The following is an 18,637-nucleotide window of genomic DNA, read 5'->3' as shown; positions in this document are numbered from 1 at the left end:
CAGCAAGAAAGCATCCAATGTGGCGTGAGACGTATCGCCGGTGTGTCGATCCAGAGATATTCCTGGATACCACCGCAATCCAGACGTTCATGGCCGAGGTCGCGTCCGTCGATCCCGAGGCCGATCCTCCGAACCTGTCCGTCACCCTCGACGAAGCCTCTTCGTGGCAGTACGAACAGCGCGGTGTCTACCGAGAGTTGACGGACGCTGCCGAACGGAGCGAGTCATCGGAGACCCTGGCGCACGCGCTGCTCCGCCAGTCCGGGCCCCTTGCCTCGACGCTTGGGACTTGGCTGCAGGGCATGAGTGCACCTGGCGTCTTCGAGGACGAGGCCCACCTGAGGATCCTGGCCCTGTTCGCCGACGACATCGGCGTCGGCGGGCCGCGCTCGTCGCGCTATGACGCGTTCAAGATCCTTGCGGCGCAGTACGGCCGTCCTGAACTGGCTGTGGACGCCGACGAACTGGCTGCTGAGCGGAGAGTTCGGGACCACATGTTCGCGCTGCCCGCGACGCTGTTCGCGATCAGCCGGCGCAGCGACGAGTTCGCTCCTCTGATCGTCGGCATCGATGTGGTGTTGCGCTCCATCGGCGTGCTTCCTTGCTGGGCGGCGCTCCGCGCGGGTGACGGCGCCCCGGCTGAGTGGACGCGTCTGGACTTGGCGCGGTCCACCGGGGCCACCGACATCGTGTCCCCCCTGGACACCTCGCGTGAGCTGGCCGAGAAGTTCTGCGCGACGGGCGCGGCCGCGCGCCGCCAGGTCGCGTTCGGCGCGGCCTGGATGCTCAACGCCCTGCGGTCGTGGGATGAGCTGTTGCTGGAGGAGGTCCGAGCCGCGCTGCACCCGCAGCGCGCGATGGAACAGCTCATCCGCGAGCGGGCCCGGGAGGGGGCCGTCTACCACCAGAACTTTCGGATGGGCGGTGGAGAGACTCTCTCCGAGCTGATGGAGCGGGCGAGGACCGACCCTGGTCCGCTGCTGAAGGAGCTGGCCGCGACCCGCATGGTCAAGCCGGGCAACGCCGGGCGCAGCTCGTTGGTCAACGGCTTGATCGGCCCGAAGGGCCCGATGTTCCGTATCTTCTCGGCTGACGATGTCGAGGTGATCTCGAAGTGGATCGATTCGCTGGCCGACCTCGACCACGAGCTTGAGCCCCCACCGTCGGCCGCACGGGTCCCCGTCGCGCCGAGTCCCGGCCTCCTCGACCGGACGGCTGAGGAAGGTGTGGTACCGGCCGACATCCGGGAGGCGTATTTCGTGCTGCAGGGGCGCGTATTGGCCCCTGGCACCCGTGATTTCGCCCTCCGGTTCGTGAACCGCTGGTTGGCCAGGGCGAAACGGTCGCTGGGCCGCACGGACCGTTCACTGCCCGCGCAGTGGACTTCCGCCGGATTGCGTCCCTGGCTGCTCGACATGCACGACAAACATGGTGTCGAGTTCGAGACCGGCAGGTCCGGCAGCATGCCCACCCGCGAGCAGGTCGTCGACGAGACCTTGCAGCTGGCACCGCTGACGCTGATCGACGGTTCGTGGCTGCAGGGTTTCACCGACGCGAGGCTCGCCACCACCCGGTACGGATTCCCGCTGTTCGAGACGTACTGGGACGAGCTGGGCAACGGTGACATCGAGCTCAACCATCCTAAGATCTACCGTGACGTGCTGCGGGAGATGGGCATCGTGCTCGCACCCACCGGCAGTCGGGAGTTCGCCTACGACCCCCGGTTCCGCGAGGAGTCACTGGAGCGACCGGTCTACTGGCTGTGCCTGGGCAAGCTGCCGCAGACCTTCATGCCCGAGATCCTCGGAATGAACCTGGCGATGGAGCTCTCCGGCGTCGGCGGCAGTTATCGCACCGCTCGGCGCTTCCTGAAGCATTACGGCTTCTCCACGCACTTCGTTGATCTGCACAACACGATCGACAACGTGTCCACCGGCCACTCGGCCTGGGCTGCCGATGCCATCGACACCCACATGCGCACGGTGTCGAATCTGTCGACCCCGGCGGAGTTCGCCGCCGAATGGGAGCGGGTCCGCATCGGCTACGAGTCGCTGGCCCCGCTGCCGTCGTCCACCATCGCTGACCGGATCGGCGATCGATTCCGAAAAACTCCGTGGAAATCTCGATCGCAAGGCGGATCGCTGTTCCACCACGCACCGGTGGAGGTGTCCTGATGTCCCATTATACGCTGGGAATTTCGGCCTACTATCACGACAGCGCGGCCGCGTTGGTCCGCGACGGCGTCGTGGTTGCCGCTGCGCAGCAGGAGAGGTTCAGCAGGGTCCGGCACGATTCGGCGTTCCCGACGGACGCGGTCAGGTACTGCCTGGACCACGCGGGGATATCTCTGGCGGAACTCGACGCCGTCGTCTACTACGAGGATCCGGGCCTGAAGTACGGGCGAGTGCTGTCGTCGTTCGCCAGTGCGGGTCCGCGGGGCCTTCAGCCGTTCTCGTCCGTCCTGCCGGAATGGCTGCGCTGGAAGCGTGACGTCCTGAAGCGTGTGGACGCCGAGCTCGCGGCGATGGGGCGCGGGAAGGCCACGCGAGCGGTCGCCTCGCAGCACCACCGCTCGCACGCCGCATCGGCGTTCTTCCCCTCGCCGTTCGAGAACGCGGCGGTGCTGACGATTGACGGCGTCGGCGAATGGCAGACGACCACGATCTGGCACGGCCGAGGAAACTCCCTGGAACTGGTCAACTCTGTCTCGTATCCGCACTCGGTGGGAATGCTCTACTCGGCGTTCACCTACTACTGCGGATTCAAGGTCGACTCCGGCGAGTACAAGCTGATGGGTCTGGCGCCCTATGGCGAGCCGCGGTACGCGGACGTCATCCGCCGGGAGTTGGTGAACGTCCGGCCCGATGGCTCGTTCACGCTGAACATGAAGTACTTCGAGTTCCAGCAGGGCCGTCGCATGGTCGGGCGTGCGTTCGAGGAGTTGTTCGGCGCGCCGATCCGGGACGGGGAGAGCGAACTGGAGCAGCGCCACTGTGACCTGGCGGCCTCTGTGCAAGTGGTCACCGAGGAGATCGTGCTCGGTCTGGCGCGGGCGGCGGTCGAGCAGACCGGCGAACGTGCATTGGTCATGGCTGGTGGCGTCGCGCTGAACTGTGTCGCCAATGGCGTACTCAGTCGCTCCGGCATCGTCGACGACCTGTGGATCCAGCCGGCGGCCGGCGACGCGGGCTGTGCGTTGGGCGCCGCGCTCGACCACTCGGTTCCGGCACATGGCCGGCCGCACCTGGCCGACGGTGGCGACGGCATGTCCGGCGCGCTGCTCGGGCCGAGCTTCTCCGACGGCGAGGTCGAGAGGTTCTTGCAGGAGAACGGTTACGTCTTCACCACGCTCTCCCAGGACAAGCTGTACGACGAGGTCGCCGGCCGGTTGGCCGACGGGGCCGTGGTGGGCTGGTTCCAGGGACGTATGGAGTTCGGCCCCCGCGCCCTGGGCGCCCGCTCGATCATCGGCGACCCGCGTGACCAGTCCATGCAGAAGCGGATGAACCTCAAGATCAAGTTCCGTGAGTCGTTCCGGCCGTTCGCGCCGGCGGTTCTCGCCGAGGACGCCAAGGACTACTTCGGGCTGGTCGGCGACAGCCCGTACATGCTCGTGGTCGCCGAGGTCGCGGACCGGATCAAGACCGAAGCCTCGCGGATGCCCGGGGGGCCGAGCCGCGGCTTGGGCAGTATCAACGAAGCTCGTTCGGAGCTGCCCGCCATCACACATGTGGACCTCTCCGCACGGGTGCAGACCGTCGCCGAGCGCGACAACGCCCCTTACGCCCGGCTCCTGAGCGCCTTCAAGGCGGCGACCGGCTGCCCGGTCCTGGTGAACACGTCGTTCAACGTGCGTGGCGAGCCCATCGTGCATACGCCCGAGGACGCCTACCGCTGTTTCATGCGCACAGGGATGGACGTGCTCGTCCTCGGCGGTCACGTACTGCTCAAGGACGATCAGCCGCCGTTCGCCGAATCTGTCGACTGGCGCGACGAGATCCCGCTCGACTGACAAGGAATGATCTCCATGCGTTTTGCAGCATCCGTGGTGTTCGTCGTGGTGTTCGTGCCGATCTCGCTGTACCGGCGGCTGAGCGGGGCGAGCCGTTTCGGTCCGCGATTCCACCAGGGTTCCTCGGCCTGGGACCTGCCGTACGCGACGAATCCGCGCTGATGACACTCACTCACGGAATTTTCCGCAGAACTTCTCGATAAACAGGGAATGATGTTTACCAGTAGAGAACCGTTGCGGCTGCGCTGGGCCGCAGTCATGGACCACACGCGGCGCGACCGCGCCATCGAGCCGTCGGCCTGGCAGACCCGGTGCATTCGCGCGGGTGAGGTCCACGAGTTCATCAACGTGGGCCCCAGCCCTCGATACCCCGTCGACCACGTCGAATACTACGGATTCGCCACTTTCGAGACATCGGGGGTCCTGGCGGTAGGAGACATCCTGGTCGGTGAGGGCGGCTCGCTCGGCACAGTCAGCGGCTTCGACGAAACTCATATGCCGAACCACTACAACATTCTCGTCGAGAGCGCGGACCTCCGAAACGGCCACGGACTCGGACTGAAGGCTGGAACGGCCGTCACCACGTGCCCGCGCGAAGACAAGGATCCCGGGGGGGCCTGATGTTTGACTACGAGAAGCTCTATACGAACCGGATGCCGGCCGACCAGCCCGTCCGCATCTGTCTCGCCTGCGAGACCACGACGGACGACAAGACGCACCGGTGCCCCTCCTGCAAGGGCGCGATCGATGTCCTGTACCCGCTGGACCGGGTGGAGCTCGGTGCGTTCGACTCGAACCCCAACCCACTCCGGCGTTACCAGGGCGTCCTGCCCATCGCCGAAGAGGAGCACATCACCTGGCTGGGCGAGGGAAACACCCCCTGTACCGACGTGCCCGCGCTGGCCCGTCTTCTCGGCGTCCGCTCGGTCTACATCAAGGACGAGACGCGCAACCCCACGCGCTCGACCAAGGACCGCATCGCGTCGGCGACCCTGAGCCGCTTCAAGGGCCTCGGCGTCCGCGAGTTCGTCGTGGCCTCGACGGGAAACAGCTCCATGGCCTACGCGAACTCGATGAGCCTCGTCCGCGGCTTCAAGCTTCACGTCTTCGTGGGCGAGCAGTTCGCGTACCGCCTCAACTACGCGGACCACCCCCAGATCAGCACGCACGCTGTGGCCGGCACCTTCGTCGGAGCGGGCGCGATCGCCCAGAAGTTCGCCGAGGACAACGGGTACTTCTGGGAGGGCGGCTTCTTCAACTACGCCCGCCGCGAAGGCCTCAAGATGTCCTACATCGAGGCCTATCAGCAGATGCCGTCGGCCCCGACCCATGTCTTCCAGGCCATCAGCAGCGGCATGGGCCTGCTCGGCGGTTACAAGGGCGCGGTGGAGATGAACCGTCTCGGTCTCCTGGAAAGCGTGCCGGCCTTCGTCGGCGTGCAGGAGGACAGTTGCGCCCCCATGGTCAGCGCGTGGAACGCGGGCCGCGCCGAGATCTCGGAGGAGGACATCGTCGAGAACCCCGAGGGACTGGCCCATGCCATCCAGCGGGGAGACCCGACGAACACGTACCCCTACCTGCGCGCGATGGCCCAGAACACGGGCGGTTCCCTGGTGGCCGCCAGGACGCACGACATGCACCTGGCCAAGGGGATGCTGAAGTCGCTGGGCTTCGACGCCTGCTACGCGGCCGCCGCGTGCCTCGCGGGCGCGATGGGGATGGCGCAGGAGGGCTCTCTCGAAAAGGACAGCGACCTGCTCATCATTCTCACCGGTGCGGAGAGGCCCATGCTGCCCACGGCGACGAACATTCTGGCCGTGGCCTCATGATCACGGTCGCGGACGAGATCGCCCGCAGGCTGGCCGAGCGCGGTGTCTCCCAGGTCTTCGGGTATCCCGGCGAGACTTCACTCTCGCTGTACGCCGCCCTCCAGCGGTCCACCGAGCTCACTCACGTCGTCGGCCGGTGCCCGCGGGGAGCGGCATACGCGGCCGAGGCGTACGCCCGGGTGACCGGGGGCGTCGCGGTGTGCGACGCCCCGGGAGGAATCGGTTCTCCCTACGCCACCCCGGCTCTCCTGGAGGCATACAACAGCAGCACGCCGCTGGTGCTGATCACCTCTGGGCCCAGCAAGAGCACTCCGCGGCCGTGGGCGACAGGACAGGTCGAGCACGAGCGGCTCTTCGCGAGTGTCGCGAAGCACGTCTACGTGGTCCGTGAGCAGCGGGGCGTGCTGAGTGTCATCGACGCCGCGCTCGCCCTCGCGGAGCGGCCACGCCGCGGCCCGGTTGTCGTCGAGATCGCCCCCGATGTGCTGGAGGCGGAGGCGGAGCCGGCGCTGCTGGACGCGCCGTCCGCCTCGGGTGGTGCGACCGTCCCCTCGGGTGCGCCCTCCACGGCGGACGGCGTGGTCGCGCGTGCCGTCGAAGAGGTCAGGAGGGGATCGAGTGTCGCCCTGATCGCCGGTGGTGGCTGCCACACGGCAGGCGCCGCCGAGGCCCTCCAGGAATTCGTTGACCGGTTCGGCATCCCGGTGTTCACCACACTCAATGGCAAAGGCGCCCTTTCCGAGGTCGGCAGCGACCTTCCTCGAGTGGTCGGGGCGAAGGGGGACACGCCGGCCAACGCGTACATCAGCGGCTGCGACGTCGTCTTCTACGCGGGCTCCAAGATGGGCGACAAGTCGACCAACCAGTATGCGTGGCCGTCGCCCGACCAGTTCCTCGTCCGGATAGACGACGACCCGGCGATCGAGGATGCCGACCCCGCGCGCGGTTGCCTGCTGCGTGAGGGTATCGCCGAGGGCCTCAAGCTACTCACCGATGAGCTGGGGGAGTGGTCCTACAGCGGCCCCCGCCCATCGACCGCCGAGGTCGGCACCTGGTCGAAGGCCGGGACCGCCTCCCTGGTGGCGACGGTCAACGCGGAGCTGTCCGACCGGGACGTCTGCGTCGGCGAGGCCAGCGTTGCCAGCGGCTGGTTCGGCGCGCTCCTGCGGCTCAAGCCGCCGCAGCGGCTCATCACCCCGCGCGGGACCGGAAGCCTTGGCTACGCGATCCCCGCGTCCATCGGTGCGGCCGTCGCACGTCCCGACGCGACGGTGTGGACCCTGGTCGGCGACGGCGGGCTCACCATGTCCATCGGTGAGTTGGAGACCATCGCGCGCCTCGGTCTCAACGTGAAGATCACCGTCCTTGACAACGGACGGCTCAATCTGATCGACCAGCACGCCATCCACCGTCACGATGCCGCCGCCGTCAGCGGTGCATTCCAGCGGATCGACTGGCCCACCATCTGTGCGGCGATCGGACTGCCGGTGATGGCTTGCGACGCCCCGGACCGCGACGCGGCGGAGATCGAATCCTTCTTCTCCCGACAGGGACCGGCTGTCCTCGTGCTTGACACCTCGGTGGATGAAGTCTCACCGGACATGGCAATCGCAATTCGAAAGGTGCACTGAAAATGACTCTGATGATCCTGCACACCCGCAACGCAAGCCGCCGCAAGCACCTTGCCAAAGCTGCGGAGACCGCTCATGCGCTGGGCCATCGGGCGATCGTCGTGGTGGAGCAGCCCAGCTGGGAACACGAGTACGTCGACGCGGTCTACGCCGCGCCCACCGGCGACCTCGAGGCCACCGTCGCCCGGTGTGTCGAGATCGCGAAGGAAGAGCCCGAGCCCATAGCGGGCGTGATCGCGTTCGTGGAGCACAGCGTGCCGGCCGCGGCCGCGGTCGCCGCGGAACTCGGCCTTCCGTACATCTCTCCTGAGACGGCCGCGACGAGCCGTGACAAGCTGAGCATGCGCAACGCCTTTGCGACCGTGGGTATCTCGCAGCCACGCTTCGCGCTCGCGACCTCGGTCGAGGAGGCGCAGGAGGCCGCCAAGTCCATCAAGTACCCCCTGGTCATGAAGCCGATCATCGGGGGCGGCAGCATGTTCGTCCGCCGGGTCGACAGCCCGGAGGAGCTGGCCGAGCATTTCGAGGAGATCCGGCAGGGCGCTTGGGCCGGGTTCGACTACGACCCACTGTTTTTCCTGAAGTCTCAGTACTCGGAAGGGATTCTGCTCGAAGAGTTCCTCGTCGGTGATGAGATCAGCGTCGAAAGTTATGTGCAGAACGGCGAGACGACCGTTGTCACCGTTCACGACAAGCCGACGCCGATGGACGGTCCTTTCTTCGAGGAGACGTTCTACGCGACTCCGACCGTGCTGACGGGCGAGACGCTGGAGAAGGTGAAGAAGTTCACGACGCTGGCCCATGAGGGGCTCGGCATCACCCAAGGCGCCACGCACACCGAGTTCCGGGTCTCGCCGGAAGGCGAGCCCTACATCCTGGAGACCGGCGCACGTCTGGGTGGCGGCCCGATCTACCAGAGTGTGCTGCTGTCGACCGGCGTCGACATGGTCGAGGTTCTGACCAAGGTGTCGCTGGGCTCGGATGCGGATGTGGTCGTGAACAGCGAGAACTTCCAGCACGTCGGCTTCTCGCTGCATTTCGCGGAGGAGCCGGGCGAACTCGTCGCTGTTGACGGAGTCGAGGCGCTGGAAGCCGACGACAGCGTCTCGGAGGTCATGATCTACCGCCGGCTCGGCGAGCAGGTCGATGTGCCGCCGCGGGTCTGGCAGGCGCACGGACACGTGATCTTCACGGGCGACTCCCGTGAAGACATTCTTGAGAAGCAGCAGAACATCAATCAGACCCTCCGTTTCCGTGTCCGGTAACTGATATGCAAGATTCATTTGTTTACCGTAAAGCCATCACGCTGATTGACAAGGAGTTCCGCGGATGAGCGGAAGAACCTCCGTAGCCGAATACCGCGGCGGTGACAACGTCGCCGAGCTCGTCCGCTCCGGTTTTGTCGAGAGTTTCCACCGCGGCTCTGTCGCGGTGGTCGACTCCTCGGGCGTACTGGTCAAGTCGGTCGGTGATGTGGCCGCTCCGGTTTTCCCGCGGTCGGCCGTCAAGCCGGTTCTCGCTGTCGCGATGCTGCGCGCGGGATGGCTGCCCCGCAGCGCCGCCGAACTCGCGGTCGCCGCGGCGAGCCACCGAGGCGAGCCGATGCATGTGGCGAGGGTCAAGGAGATCCTGTCGGGCGCCGGGCTCGGCGAAGACGCGCTCCAGTGCCCGGCGGACTTCCCCGCCGACCCAGCCGCTCACCGGGCGCTGATCGCCGCCGGAGCCGAGGCGCGGCAGGTGTACATGGCCTGTTCGGGCAAGCACGCGGCGATGCTCGCGGCATGTGAGGCCAACGGCTGGGACACCGAGACCTATCGGGAGCTCGATCACCCGCTGCAGAAGCTGGCCGCGTCCGTGGTCGAGGAACTGTCAGGCGACCCGGTCACCGCGACCGGCGTCGACGGATGCGGAGTACCGATCTTCGCCGCGAGTCTGACCGGTCTGGCGCGCGCGATGACCCGGCTGGTCGAGGCGCCCGAGGGCACCCATGAGCGGGAGGTCGCCGACGCGATGCGTGCCCACCCGCAGTTGGTCGAGGGCACCGGCCAGATGGACACCCGGGCGATGACGGCTGTCCCGGGCCTGCTGGTGAAACTGGGGGCCGAGGGCTTGCACTTGCTGGCCGCGCCGGGATCCGGGGCGGTGGCGGTGAAGATCGATGACGGCGCGAGCCGCGCCTCGATGCCCGTGGCGCTGCGCGCGTTCACCGAGTTCGGTGGACTGGTGGTGCCCGAAGCGGCCAGGGCCACCGTCGAGGAGCTTCTCTCACCGCAGCTGTGGGGTGGCGGCCGGCCGGTCGCCCACCTGCGCACGCTGCTGTAAGGGATCACCGTCGCCGGATAGTCGTCGCCGGATGGCGGACGCCGCTGTCCGGCAGGATGTCCCGGGTGCGATGCGCGGGCCCGCGGCGTGCTGATGTCCTGCTGTGTCCGTCCCGCACGCCGAGTCGCCCACTGAGCCGCCCCTGCTTTCCCGCTCACTCTCTGAAGAAGGAACCGAAGCGCCATGAGTGTCCTGATCCTGCACACCAGCACTCCCAACCGTAAGCCGCACTTCGCCCGCGCCCGGCAGCACGGTGAGCGGCTGTTGCTGATCGTCAACGGCCCCACGTGGGAGCCGGAGTTCGTGGACCGCGTGGTGGACGCGGACACCAGCAGCATCGCGGAGACGGTGGCCGCGGCCCGGGAGCTGGCAGCATCGGAGAGCGAGCCCGTCGAGGCAGTCGTCTCCTTCGTCGAGCACAGCGTGCCTGCCGCCGCGGCGGTCGCCGCCGCGCTCGATCTGCCGTTCATCTCCGAACAGACCGCGCATATCGCCCGTAACAAGTTCGAGATGCGTACCGAGTTCGCCCGGCACGGCTCCGTCCCCGGACCGGGGTTCGGCCTTGCGCACACCCTCGACGAGGCCCGTGAACTGGGGGAGGACATCGGCTATCCGCTCGTGATGAAGCCACTCATCGGCGGCGGCAGTATGTTCGTGCGCCGCGTTGACAGCAGGGCCGAACTCGACGAGCACTTCGACATGATCCGCGGCGGGGCCTGGGACGGCTTCGACTATGACCCGCTGCACCAGGCGGACCGTGCCAAGTACGGCGCGGCGCTGCTGTTGGAAGGCTACGTGGAGGGCAGTGAGGTCAGTGTCGAGTCTGTCGTACGCGACGGAGAGACTCAGGTCGTGGCGATCCATGACAAGCCGCTGCCGATGGAGGGCCCCTACTTCCAGGAGGTCTTCTTCCGTACGCCCTCCCAGCTCTCCCCTGAGGTCCAGGCCCGCATCGTGGAGCTGACAGCCCATGCGCACGAAGCACTGGGCATCCGCACCGGTGTCACGCACACCGAGTTCCGTATCCCTGCGAACGGCGAGCCGGTCATACTCGAGACCGCTGCCCGGCTCGGCGGGCTCCAGGTCTACACCTCGGTGCTCACCAGCACCGGCGTCGACATGGTGGACGTCATCCTGGACGTCGCGCTGAACCGTGAGCCCGACCTGAAGGGGACCGGTGCCGCGCGTCCGACCGGCTTCTTCGGCTTCTCCGCCGAGCAGGCCGGCGTGATCACTGCCATCCACGGTGTCGAGGAGGCCCGCGTGATGGAGGGCGTCGTGGAGGTGAAGGTGTACAAGGCCGTGGGCGACACCATCCAGGAGTCCTCGCATGTCGGGCAGGCGCACGGGCACGTGGTCTTCACCGCTGACGACCCCGCGAGCCTCGACGCCCGCTTCAACGAACTGCGCGCCATGCTGCGGATGGAGGCGGCGGCTCAGTGAACGCGTGGGCCGCCACCGGGCTGTCGCGACCGCTCCGGGCGCTGCGGTACACGCCGGCTCGTGGTTGCCCCGCCGACCCGTTCTCTCCGTCCGGCGGCATGACCGACGCCGAGCGGACCGCGGGGATCGGCGCACGCCCGTACGCTGTCCTCCGCCCGGTGCGCACCGATCTCCTCACATCGGATGAGGCCGAGGACTCGTTGCCCGAGGGGTTGCCCGACGGGAACCTGGAGCAGGACCGTGCTCCGTCGCCGTATGCCATGGAGCGGCGCACCGCCGATGGCATACATACGGCGGCCAGGTCAGTCACCCGTTCCAGCACCGCCCGGCTGCCTGATCGAACCGCCGGACCTGCCGGGGTTCTGCTGGACATGGACGACACTCTCGTCGACTTCAGCAGGGCGAGTCCGGCGGCTCTGGCTGAAGTGTTGGGCCCCGAGGGTCATTTCGCGACATGGATGGCACTGACCGACCATTGGTATCCGCAATTCACCTCCGGAAAACTGAGCTATCAGGAGCTGGAGCGGAACCGTCTCGCCGACATGCTCACCGTGCTGGGCCGCCCTGTTCCCGGCACCGCCGATCTCGACGCGCTCGATGCGCGACGCAAACGGGCCGTGGAATCTCGTCTTCGGCTCTATCCCGACGTCCTTCCTTTCCTTCGGCGGGTGCGCGCCGCTGGATACCGGATCGGAATCCTGTCCAACTCGGACGGGATCCAGCAGCGGCGCCGAATCGCCCAGTTGGGCCTGGAGCCGTGGCTTGACGCGATCACCGTCTCATCCGAGTCAGGCCTGGCGAAACCCTCACCGGAATCCTTCGCCCTGGCCTGTGGCCGGCTTGGCACGCCACCGGAGCGTACGGTGCACATCGGCGACAGCCTGGAAAACGACGCTCTCGGCGCGCAACAGGCCGGCTTGGCGGCGGTCTGGCTGTGCAGGAACGCCCTCGACGGAGTACCTGCCCTCGAGGGCATTACGGCGGTCGAGAGCTTGGACGCTGTCTTTCGGTAGATCTCGACCGAACGTGATCGTTCGGTGTGCGCCCGCCAGGGATTACGGGACTGCTCCAGCAGCTCTACGACGAGCGCCGGCGCGGCCCGGGGCCGGGCCGGGTCCGCGGTTGGTTCTGTGCGGTTCCACGACGAGTGTCATGTACGAGCTGCTGTCGGGGACGAAGCCGCTGCGGGGCCGGGCGGGGACGGTGGTTGGCGACGACGAGGCGGCGAAGGCCGGTTCCGCGTGGGCCGGGCGGTCACCGCGCCCTCGCCGTCCGGATCGTCGCGCCATTCCATCTCAACCAGCCAACGCCGCCACGGCGGTGTGGTGGCGGTGACGGACGCGGTGGGAATCAGGGCGCCTTGGCTTCCTGCCCTTGGCGGATCCGGTCGAGGACGTCGGCGTGGAGTGCGGCCGGCCCGCCGGGTGGGAGCGCGACCGGGCCGCCGGTCAGGGTGTACCACTCCTCCGCGCCGGTGTACTGGACCAGGATGCTCGCCCGTCCGTCCGGGAGGGCCCTCGTGGCGACGGTCAGATCTCCGGTGATCACGCCGACCTCGTCGGTCATGGCGCCGCCGGGTCCTGCCGTCACCGTGTCCTCGTACCGCTGTGGCGCGGGCGGGGTGTTGTCGTCGGTCATGACATGCAAGTGTCCAGCATCTGTTCCAGCATGCTCTTCTCCGACTCGGTCACCGACAGCTCGTACGTGGACTTCACCGAGGTCCACGCCCGCCCATAGGCGCACCAGTACGTCTTGGTCGGCGGCTGCCACTCATCGGGGCCCTGGTCGCCCTTGGAGCGGTTGGAGGAGGCCGACACGGCCAGCAGCTGGGGGCGCGTCAGGTCGTTGGCGAACTCCTTCCGCTTCTCCTGGGGCCAGGTGTCGGCGCCGGAGCGCCAGGCGTTGGCCAGCGGCACGGTGTGGTCGATGTCGAGCTCCGAGGCGTCCGTGAACTTCTCGTCGTCGTAGAGGCTGACCCAGGTACCGGACGTCGCTCGGCATGCGTCGTTCTGTCGTACGTCCGTGCCGTCGCGTTCCAGTACCGTCTCGCGAGTGTCGCAGCCTTCGCCCTGCTGAGCCCAGTGCGGGAACTTGGAGCGGCTGTAGCCGCTCATCGATCCGTGCGGTGCGACCTTCAGTTCGGCCAGCAGCGCACGGGCCTGCTCGGTGGCCGGCATGCCCGGCAAGGGTCCGTCGCCGTCGTTCTCCGCGCCGCCGGCCCCGTCGGCGGAGGCGGAGGCGGACGGCTTGCCGTCGGTGGGATCGGGTGCGGCACGGTCGTCGGTGGCCGTACAGCCGACCGCCGCCAGCATGACGACCATCGTCAAAATGCTTCCGGACCACCACTGCTGACGCCTCATGAACTGATGCATTCCCCTCGCCCCATGTCGATAGGCGCGCAGCTTATCTGTTCGATTGAGAGGGCCTCGTACGAGCATCGCTGCTGGGGAGGTGAGGTGAATGTGCGGCTCACGACCCTGCGTCTGCCGGGCCTGCGCGGAGGATCTGCTGTGGGTGAACGAGGGGCCAACTACCCCAGCACCGTGCTCCCTCCGTGCTCCCGCCTCGCTTCCCCCGTGCTCCCGCCTCGCTCCCGCCCGGCTCTCTTCGCGGTGGTCTCCGGGCTCTCTTCGTGCTCTCGTCACCGTCCCGGCGGGCCGGGGTGAGGTCCGCTGCGGCGGTCCATCGGCCGGGCCGCGCGCTCTTCTTCCGTCACGAGTCTTGACTCCCTCAATGGTCTGAACCAATGCTGCGCACATGTCAAAGATCTACAAGGCGGCCCTCGCCGCCTTCGCAGCGATGTCGACATTCCTGGCTCTCGCCGAGCCCGCGCAGGCCGCCCGGACGTCCTCGTGGCCGGAGCCGGTCCCGGTTCTCACGCATATCGACACCCAGGACCCCGTCGTCTTCATCACGCTCGACGACGGCTGGAACCACGACCCGGCGGCCCAGCGCCTTCTGCTGGAGCGCCGGATACCGGCATCGCTCTTCATCAACCCGGTGAACTACTCCTGGGACAAGAGGTACTACCAGGACCTGCTCAGCCACGGGCCGTCCCGGATGGAGAACCACGCCGTCAACCACGTCGACCTGCCGGGGCTCAGCCCGGCGGAACAGCGGGCGGAGATCTGCGGCGCACGCGACCGGCAGCTTGCCGTGTTCGGTGACAGCCCCCGGCTGTTCCGGCCCCCCTCGGGCCTGTACGACGAGGAGACCCGCCGCGCCGCTCGGGCCTGCGGTGCGAAAGCGCTGGTCACCTGGACGTACGACGCCACGGACGCGCCCTGGAACCCGGACCCGGAACTGCCGGAGCTCAAGCGCGGCGACATCATCCTGCTGCACCTGGGTGACACGGCGGAAGCGGATCTGCGACGCGTCCTGGACGCGGTCGACGCGTCGGGACTACGGCCCGCGCAACTCCGCGACTACGCCCCTGACTCCTGAGCAGTGATCCGGGCCTCTGCGGGGTCACCGCTCCCGGCGGCCTCCGGCTCCGCCGGGAGGCCGCCGGGGCAGCCACGTCTCGACCCCCCCGGCGCGCGCGGCTGTGACCAGCCGCGGTCCGTCCGCAAAGCGTTACTCCCCCTCGGCCTCCCCGTGTCTTCCCGTCGCTACCTTTACCCCCGCAACCGCACAACCGCACCACCATCAACAGGGGGACCAACATGCGCCGTACCCGTGCGCTCATCGTCGGCACGGTGGGTGCCGCGCTGCTGGCGGCCGGTACTGGCTGCGGCCCCGAAGCCGATCCGCAGGACAAGGCGGCGGCCTCCCGGACCTCGGCCCCGGCTGCCACCCCCACGCCCTCGGCGAGCCCTTCACCGACGCCCACACCCACGCCGACGCCCACACGCACACTCGCGCCCACTCCCACTCCCAAGGCGAGCGTGACCACCCGCCCCGCATCGCGCACCCCGGCGCCGCCGCCGAAGAGCGCGACCAGGCCGCCGGTGCCGACGTACCTCGCGATGCACGTGGGCGCGCCGGGCGGCCGGCTCACCCTGGAGCCCGGCAGCGCCGCACGGGAATTCACCGTCACCCTCCGCAACGGCAACACCCGCGCCTACCGGCACCTGCTGCTCGCCTTCCAGATGGAGTCCATGCCGGGCGGTTCGGTCTACCCCGGTTACACCCTGGAGCGCCGGGACCGTGCGTCCGGGGCCTGGCGCCCGGCCACGCTGCGCATCGCCAACGACGCCTATCCGTACACGCTCTACACCGGCGGCAGCTCGCTGGCCAAGAACGCGGTCGCCACCCACCGGTACCGCCTCCGCGCTCTCGACGGCGCCCCGCCCGGACCCAACCCGATCATGATCAGCCTGATCGACACGGACGCGGACACCCGGGCGGGCTACAGCTCACTGCCCCAGACCACGCTCGGATAGGTGACCGTCGGGCGTACTGCTCGGTGACGTACGGCCGCCGCCGCTACGGAAGCGCGGCAGCCGGATCCCGGAGCCGCGCAGGGCCCGCTTCATCAGGATCTTGTCCCGCACCAGCCGGACCTGTTCGGCGGAGGGGCCGGGGAGCCCCCAGGTGCCGCCGTACCCGGGTGGCTTCGAGGATCCCGAACTCGGACAGGGCCAGCACCTTGTCGTAGCCGTCGGCCGGGCCGGTGCGCGCGGTGATCCCGGCGACCAGGTCCTCCTCGTCGCCCAGCACGAGGCGCTCGCACCGCAGGGTGCCGGGGAGGTTCTCCATCGCCGTGGCCGCGTCACCGAAGTTGAACAGGCTCTTGGACGCCGGATCGGCGTAGTCCACCATCGTGCTGAGGCGGTCCCCGACCAGCACCAGCGCGTACTCCTCGGGCCCCAGCGCCGGGTTCTGGGCGGCCAGCCACACGGCCGCCGCCCCCGCGTCGCAGAAGTTCGCCACCTCGAAGTAGTGCGCCTCGCCGATGCCCAAGTGGTCGGCCACCTTGGCGGCCGGCGACCAGAAGGGCCGGTCCCACACCCCGGCCCCCGCGTAGATGACCTGACGGACGCGGTGCGGCGGGGTGCCCGTACGGGCGGCCCGTGCCGCCAGCTCCCAGGCCGGCTCGCCGTGGCCCAGCACCGGGAAGCGGTCGTCGGTGGTCCAGCGGTGGGTGTAGACCCGGTCGGGGTCCTGGATGAGCCCGTCCAGCAGCGCGAAGAACTCCGCGTTCTCGTTGACGTCGAACCCGACGACGGAGTCCATGTACTCCGGGGCGCCGTAGAGGTACTGGCGTCCGCTGGCCGGGTCGCGCTTCACGAGCGGGTGCTCGACCTTCGGGTACTCCTGGTCGACCAGGGCCCGGAACTCGGCGATGGACAGCCCGACATGCTCGCTGCCGATGCGCTGCCGCTTGGTCACCGTGTGCAGGGCCGTGCGGTCGGCGATCCGCTGCTTCCACGCCTCGGGCAGCCGGTCGTACACGTCGCAGGCGTTGGCGTACAGCGTGTGTCCGCTGGTGCTGGGCACCTGCACCCCGTGCAGCATCGTGTACGGTGCCGGGTCCTGCTGGTACGTGGAGTCCTGGTGCCAGAAGTTGCCCACGCGGGCCACGCCGATCGGCTGTCGGCACGGGTCGCGTTGGAGAAGATCATGATCTCCGGGAATTCGGGATGGTGGTACCTCGCCATCAGGAAGGGCTTCGGCCTGCCCAGCCGGCCCGCGAGGGCGACCTGCTGTTCGGGGGTGATGCGCAGGCCCCGCACCACCACCAGCTCACGCTGGTGGAGGATGTCGACCAGGGTCTGCCACACGTCGTCCCGACCCAGGTCGTCGTAGGTGACGCCGAGCATCATCGAGCCCATGAACGGGGTGAGCTGCTCGACCTGTACAGGGGTCGTCGTAACCATGGTGAAGGTGTTCCTCTCCTCGGTTCCTCGGTTCTCGGAACGGTGTCGCCGCCACCGCGTGCCGTTCTCCGGTCACGCGGAGGCGAGGCAGGTGTGCAGCGCTTCGGCGAAGCCCTCGATCTGCTCGGGGGTCCGGAAGGGCTGCACCGTGATCCGGAAGCGTTCGCTTGCCTTCGCCACGGAGGGGTAGTTGACGGGCTGGACGTAGATGCCGAACTCGTCCAGGAGGCGCTGGGAGGCCTGCTTGACCCGCTCGCCGCCCGGCACGGTGACGGGCACGAGATGGGACGGGGCCGCGATGAAGTCGATGCCCGCCCGCGCCAGTTCGCCACGCATGCGTTCCGCGTTCTCCCGCAGCGTCCCCGCAGCGTCCCCGCAGCAGCCGGCCGGTGTCGCCGCGGATGAGCTCCAGGCTGCGTACGGTGGCGTCGAGGCTGGACCGCGGGATGGTGGTGGTGAAGATGCTGCGGCGGCCTTCGTGCATGGCGTGCCCGCGGTCCTGGGCGATGCAGGAGCAGGGGGTGAACTCCCGGTAGAGGCCGGAGCTCTTGAGGTTCTCGAGCTCGGTGCCGAGTCCGTCGAAGGCGGCCGGGGAGCGTGCGACGAGCGATGACGCGGTCATGGTTTCCCTTCGCTGTTCCTCCCGGGGCTGTCGCCCGGGGCGTGAAAGCAGCGTGCAGGGGCCTGTTCCCGCCTCGGTCCCGTCCGCGTCCCCCGCCTTTCCTCCGCCGGTACCGCGGCCGCGAGGCCGTCACGTCATCCTTGAACCGTGAGCTGCTGTCCGCACTCCGGCGCACGCCTATGGGCACGGCCCGGCGGCGCGGCCCGAAGAATGTCGTATCCGGCGGGCCCGGAGCCGAGGACACCAGGCACACTTCATGGATAAACAGCCGCACCACAGAAGGACTCAGGCATGATCACGCTGAAGAAGGAAGACGGCCCGGCGGATCTCGGCGGGGTGACCCACCTGTCGATCGGGGCGTCCTGGGACCCCACCGTCGGGAGCAGCGGCGGGCTGATGGGCAAGATGCGGCAGAAGGCCGGTACGGACCTCGACCTGATCGCCATCGCGATGCAGGGCGACGACCCGGTACGGCTGGCCGGTCTGGACTCCCTGGACCCGCTGGGCAACGGCTCGCTGGTGCACAGCGGCGACAACCAGACCGGGCACGGTGACGGCGACGACGAGACGGTGACCGTCGAGTTCGCCCGGGTGCCGTCGAACATCACGGCCATCGTGTTCGTCGCCGCCGCGTACAAGAAGCGCAGCGCCTTCAAGAACGCGCGCAACATCAGCTTCAAGGTGTACGACGCGACGGGCGGCAGCACGCAGCAGGTCGCCGACATCTGGCCGAGCCTGCTCACCCAGGACAACGGGTGCGCCGTGGCGAAGGCGATGCGGGTCGGCACGGACTGGAAGCTCCAGGTGATCAACGAGACCGGGAAGATCAAGCAGGGCGACGAGCAGTCCCTGATGCGCTTCGCCGTGAGCAAGTAGCGGACGCGCTGACCCCGCTGCCCTGTGCGGCGCGGGTCGACGGACGCGGCTGTGGACACCGTTGAGGTGGACGCGGCCGC

Annotated in this window: 17 protein-coding genes and 2 pseudogenes; 14 read left to right on the top strand and 5 right to left on the bottom strand. The window is 68.3% G+C overall.

Going from position 1 to position 18,637, the window contains the following annotated elements; translation table 11 throughout:
* Positions 1-17 precede the first annotated feature (17 nt).
* The 11 genes and pseudogenes from ACGF2Y_RS03015 to ACGF2Y_RS02965 form a co-directional block, all read left to right on the top strand.
* Positions 18-2,174 carry an iron-containing redox enzyme family protein gene (locus ACGF2Y_RS03015; RefSeq protein ID WP_392942745.1) on the top strand — a complete coding sequence of 719 codons (2,157 nt, stop codon included), beginning with the start codon at positions 18-20 and terminating at the stop codon, positions 2,172-2,174.
* A complete protein-coding gene (locus ACGF2Y_RS03010) occupies positions 2,174-4,012 on the top strand; it encodes a carbamoyltransferase (protein WP_392943291.1) in 1,839 nt (612 codons plus the stop codon). Before ACGF2Y_RS03015 ends, ACGF2Y_RS03010 begins: the two co-directional genes overlap by 1 nt.
* 15 nt (positions 4,013-4,027) lie before the next feature.
* Positions 4,028-4,174, top strand: coding sequence for a hypothetical protein (locus ACGF2Y_RS03005; RefSeq protein WP_384645183.1), 147 nt, complete (start codon positions 4,028-4,030; stop codon positions 4,172-4,174).
* Positions 4,175-4,222: 48 nt separating this feature from the next.
* The gene (locus tag ACGF2Y_RS03000; RefSeq protein ID WP_392942743.1) at positions 4,223-4,633 is read left to right on the top strand and encodes a DUF6917 domain-containing protein; all 411 of its coding nucleotides are present in this window, start codon (positions 4,223-4,225) and stop codon (positions 4,631-4,633) included.
* Complete coding sequence (locus ACGF2Y_RS02995) at positions 4,633-5,841, top strand: pyridoxal-phosphate dependent enzyme (protein WP_392942741.1); 1,209 nt, start codon at positions 4,633-4,635, stop codon at positions 5,839-5,841. The genes ACGF2Y_RS03000 and ACGF2Y_RS02995 overlap by 1 nt, the downstream gene beginning before the upstream one ends.
* On the top strand, positions 5,838-7,472 hold the full coding sequence (locus tag ACGF2Y_RS02990) for a thiamine pyrophosphate-binding protein (RefSeq protein ID WP_392942739.1): 1,635 nt from the start codon (positions 5,838-5,840) through the stop codon (positions 7,470-7,472). Before ACGF2Y_RS02995 ends, ACGF2Y_RS02990 begins: the two co-directional genes overlap by 4 nt.
* Positions 7,473-7,474: 2 nt before the next feature.
* Positions 7,475-8,737 (top strand): ATP-grasp domain-containing protein, encoded by a 1,263-nt coding sequence (locus ACGF2Y_RS02985; protein ID WP_392942737.1) that lies wholly within the window; start codon positions 7,475-7,477, stop codon positions 8,735-8,737.
* Positions 8,738-8,801: 64 nt separating this feature from the next.
* Positions 8,802-9,794, top strand: a complete 993-nt coding sequence (locus ACGF2Y_RS02980; protein WP_392942735.1) for an asparaginase — start codon at positions 8,802-8,804, stop codon at positions 9,792-9,794.
* Positions 9,795-9,977: 183 nt separating this feature from the next.
* Complete coding sequence (locus ACGF2Y_RS02975) at positions 9,978-11,237, top strand: ATP-grasp domain-containing protein (RefSeq protein WP_392942733.1); 1,260 nt, start codon at positions 9,978-9,980, stop codon at positions 11,235-11,237.
* On the top strand, positions 11,234-12,250 hold the full coding sequence (locus tag ACGF2Y_RS02970; protein ID WP_392942732.1) for an HAD family hydrolase: 1,017 nt from the start codon (positions 11,234-11,236) through the stop codon (positions 12,248-12,250). Before ACGF2Y_RS02975 ends, ACGF2Y_RS02970 begins: the two co-directional genes overlap by 4 nt.
* A 35-nt stretch (positions 12,251-12,285) precedes the next feature.
* Positions 12,286-12,434, top strand: a pseudogene (locus tag ACGF2Y_RS02965) (ATP-binding protein); the annotation flags it as partial.
* Between the two features lie 153 nt (positions 12,435-12,587).
* Here the strand turns inward: ACGF2Y_RS02965 and ACGF2Y_RS02960 are convergent.
* Positions 12,588-12,875 carry a hypothetical protein gene (locus tag ACGF2Y_RS02960; protein WP_392942730.1) on the bottom strand — a complete coding sequence of 96 codons (288 nt, stop codon included), beginning with the start codon at positions 12,873-12,875 and terminating at the stop codon, positions 12,588-12,590.
* Positions 12,872-13,549: an HNH endonuclease family protein gene (locus ACGF2Y_RS02955; protein ID WP_392943290.1), complete on the bottom strand. Its 678-nt coding sequence runs from the start codon at positions 13,547-13,549 to the stop codon at positions 12,872-12,874. Before ACGF2Y_RS02955 ends, ACGF2Y_RS02960 begins: the two co-directional genes overlap by 4 nt.
* A gap of 445 nt (positions 13,550-13,994) precedes the next feature.
* Here ACGF2Y_RS02955 and ACGF2Y_RS02950 point away from each other — a divergent pair, with 445 nt between their 5' ends.
* Together ACGF2Y_RS02950 and ACGF2Y_RS02945 are read left to right on the top strand one after the other, a co-directional pair.
* A complete protein-coding gene (locus ACGF2Y_RS02950) occupies positions 13,995-14,681 on the top strand; it encodes a polysaccharide deacetylase family protein (protein WP_392942728.1) in 687 nt (228 codons plus the stop codon).
* 221 nt (positions 14,682-14,902) lie between these two features.
* Complete coding sequence (locus ACGF2Y_RS02945) at positions 14,903-15,622, top strand: hypothetical protein (protein WP_392942726.1); 720 nt, start codon at positions 14,903-14,905, stop codon at positions 15,620-15,622.
* Between the two features lie 43 nt (positions 15,623-15,665).
* Here ACGF2Y_RS02945 and ACGF2Y_RS02940 read toward each other — a convergent pair whose 3' ends face one another.
* The 3 genes and pseudogenes from ACGF2Y_RS02940 to ACGF2Y_RS02930 all read right to left on the bottom strand — a co-directional run bounded on the left by ACGF2Y_RS02940 (position 15,666) and on the right by ACGF2Y_RS02930 (position 17,395).
* Positions 15,666-16,754, bottom strand: a complete 1,089-nt coding sequence (locus ACGF2Y_RS02940) for a TauD/TfdA family dioxygenase (protein WP_392942725.1) — start codon at positions 16,752-16,754, stop codon at positions 15,666-15,668.
* A 104-nt stretch (positions 16,755-16,858) separates the two neighbouring features.
* Positions 16,859-17,002 (bottom strand): annotated as a pseudogene (locus tag ACGF2Y_RS02935) (TauD/TfdA family dioxygenase); the annotation flags it as partial.
* Positions 17,003-17,131: 129 nt separating this feature from the next.
* Positions 17,132-17,395 carry an aminotransferase class I/II-fold pyridoxal phosphate-dependent enzyme gene (locus tag ACGF2Y_RS02930; protein ID WP_392942723.1) on the bottom strand — a complete coding sequence of 88 codons (264 nt, stop codon included), beginning with the start codon at positions 17,393-17,395 and terminating at the stop codon, positions 17,132-17,134.
* Positions 17,396-17,972: 577 nt separating this feature from the next.
* Between ACGF2Y_RS02930 and ACGF2Y_RS02925 the strand changes: the two genes are divergently transcribed.
* The gene (locus ACGF2Y_RS02925) at positions 17,973-18,557 is read left to right on the top strand and encodes a TerD family protein (RefSeq protein WP_392942721.1); all 585 of its coding nucleotides are present in this window, start codon (positions 17,973-17,975) and stop codon (positions 18,555-18,557) included.
* Positions 18,558-18,637 lie beyond the last annotated feature (80 nt).

Origin of the sequence: Streptomyces sp. NPDC048142, assembly GCF_043202835.1 — a bacterium.
GTDB lineage: Bacteria > Actinomycetota > Actinomycetes > Streptomycetales > Streptomycetaceae > Streptomyces.
This window is presented reverse-complemented; position numbering and strand designations above follow the sequence as displayed.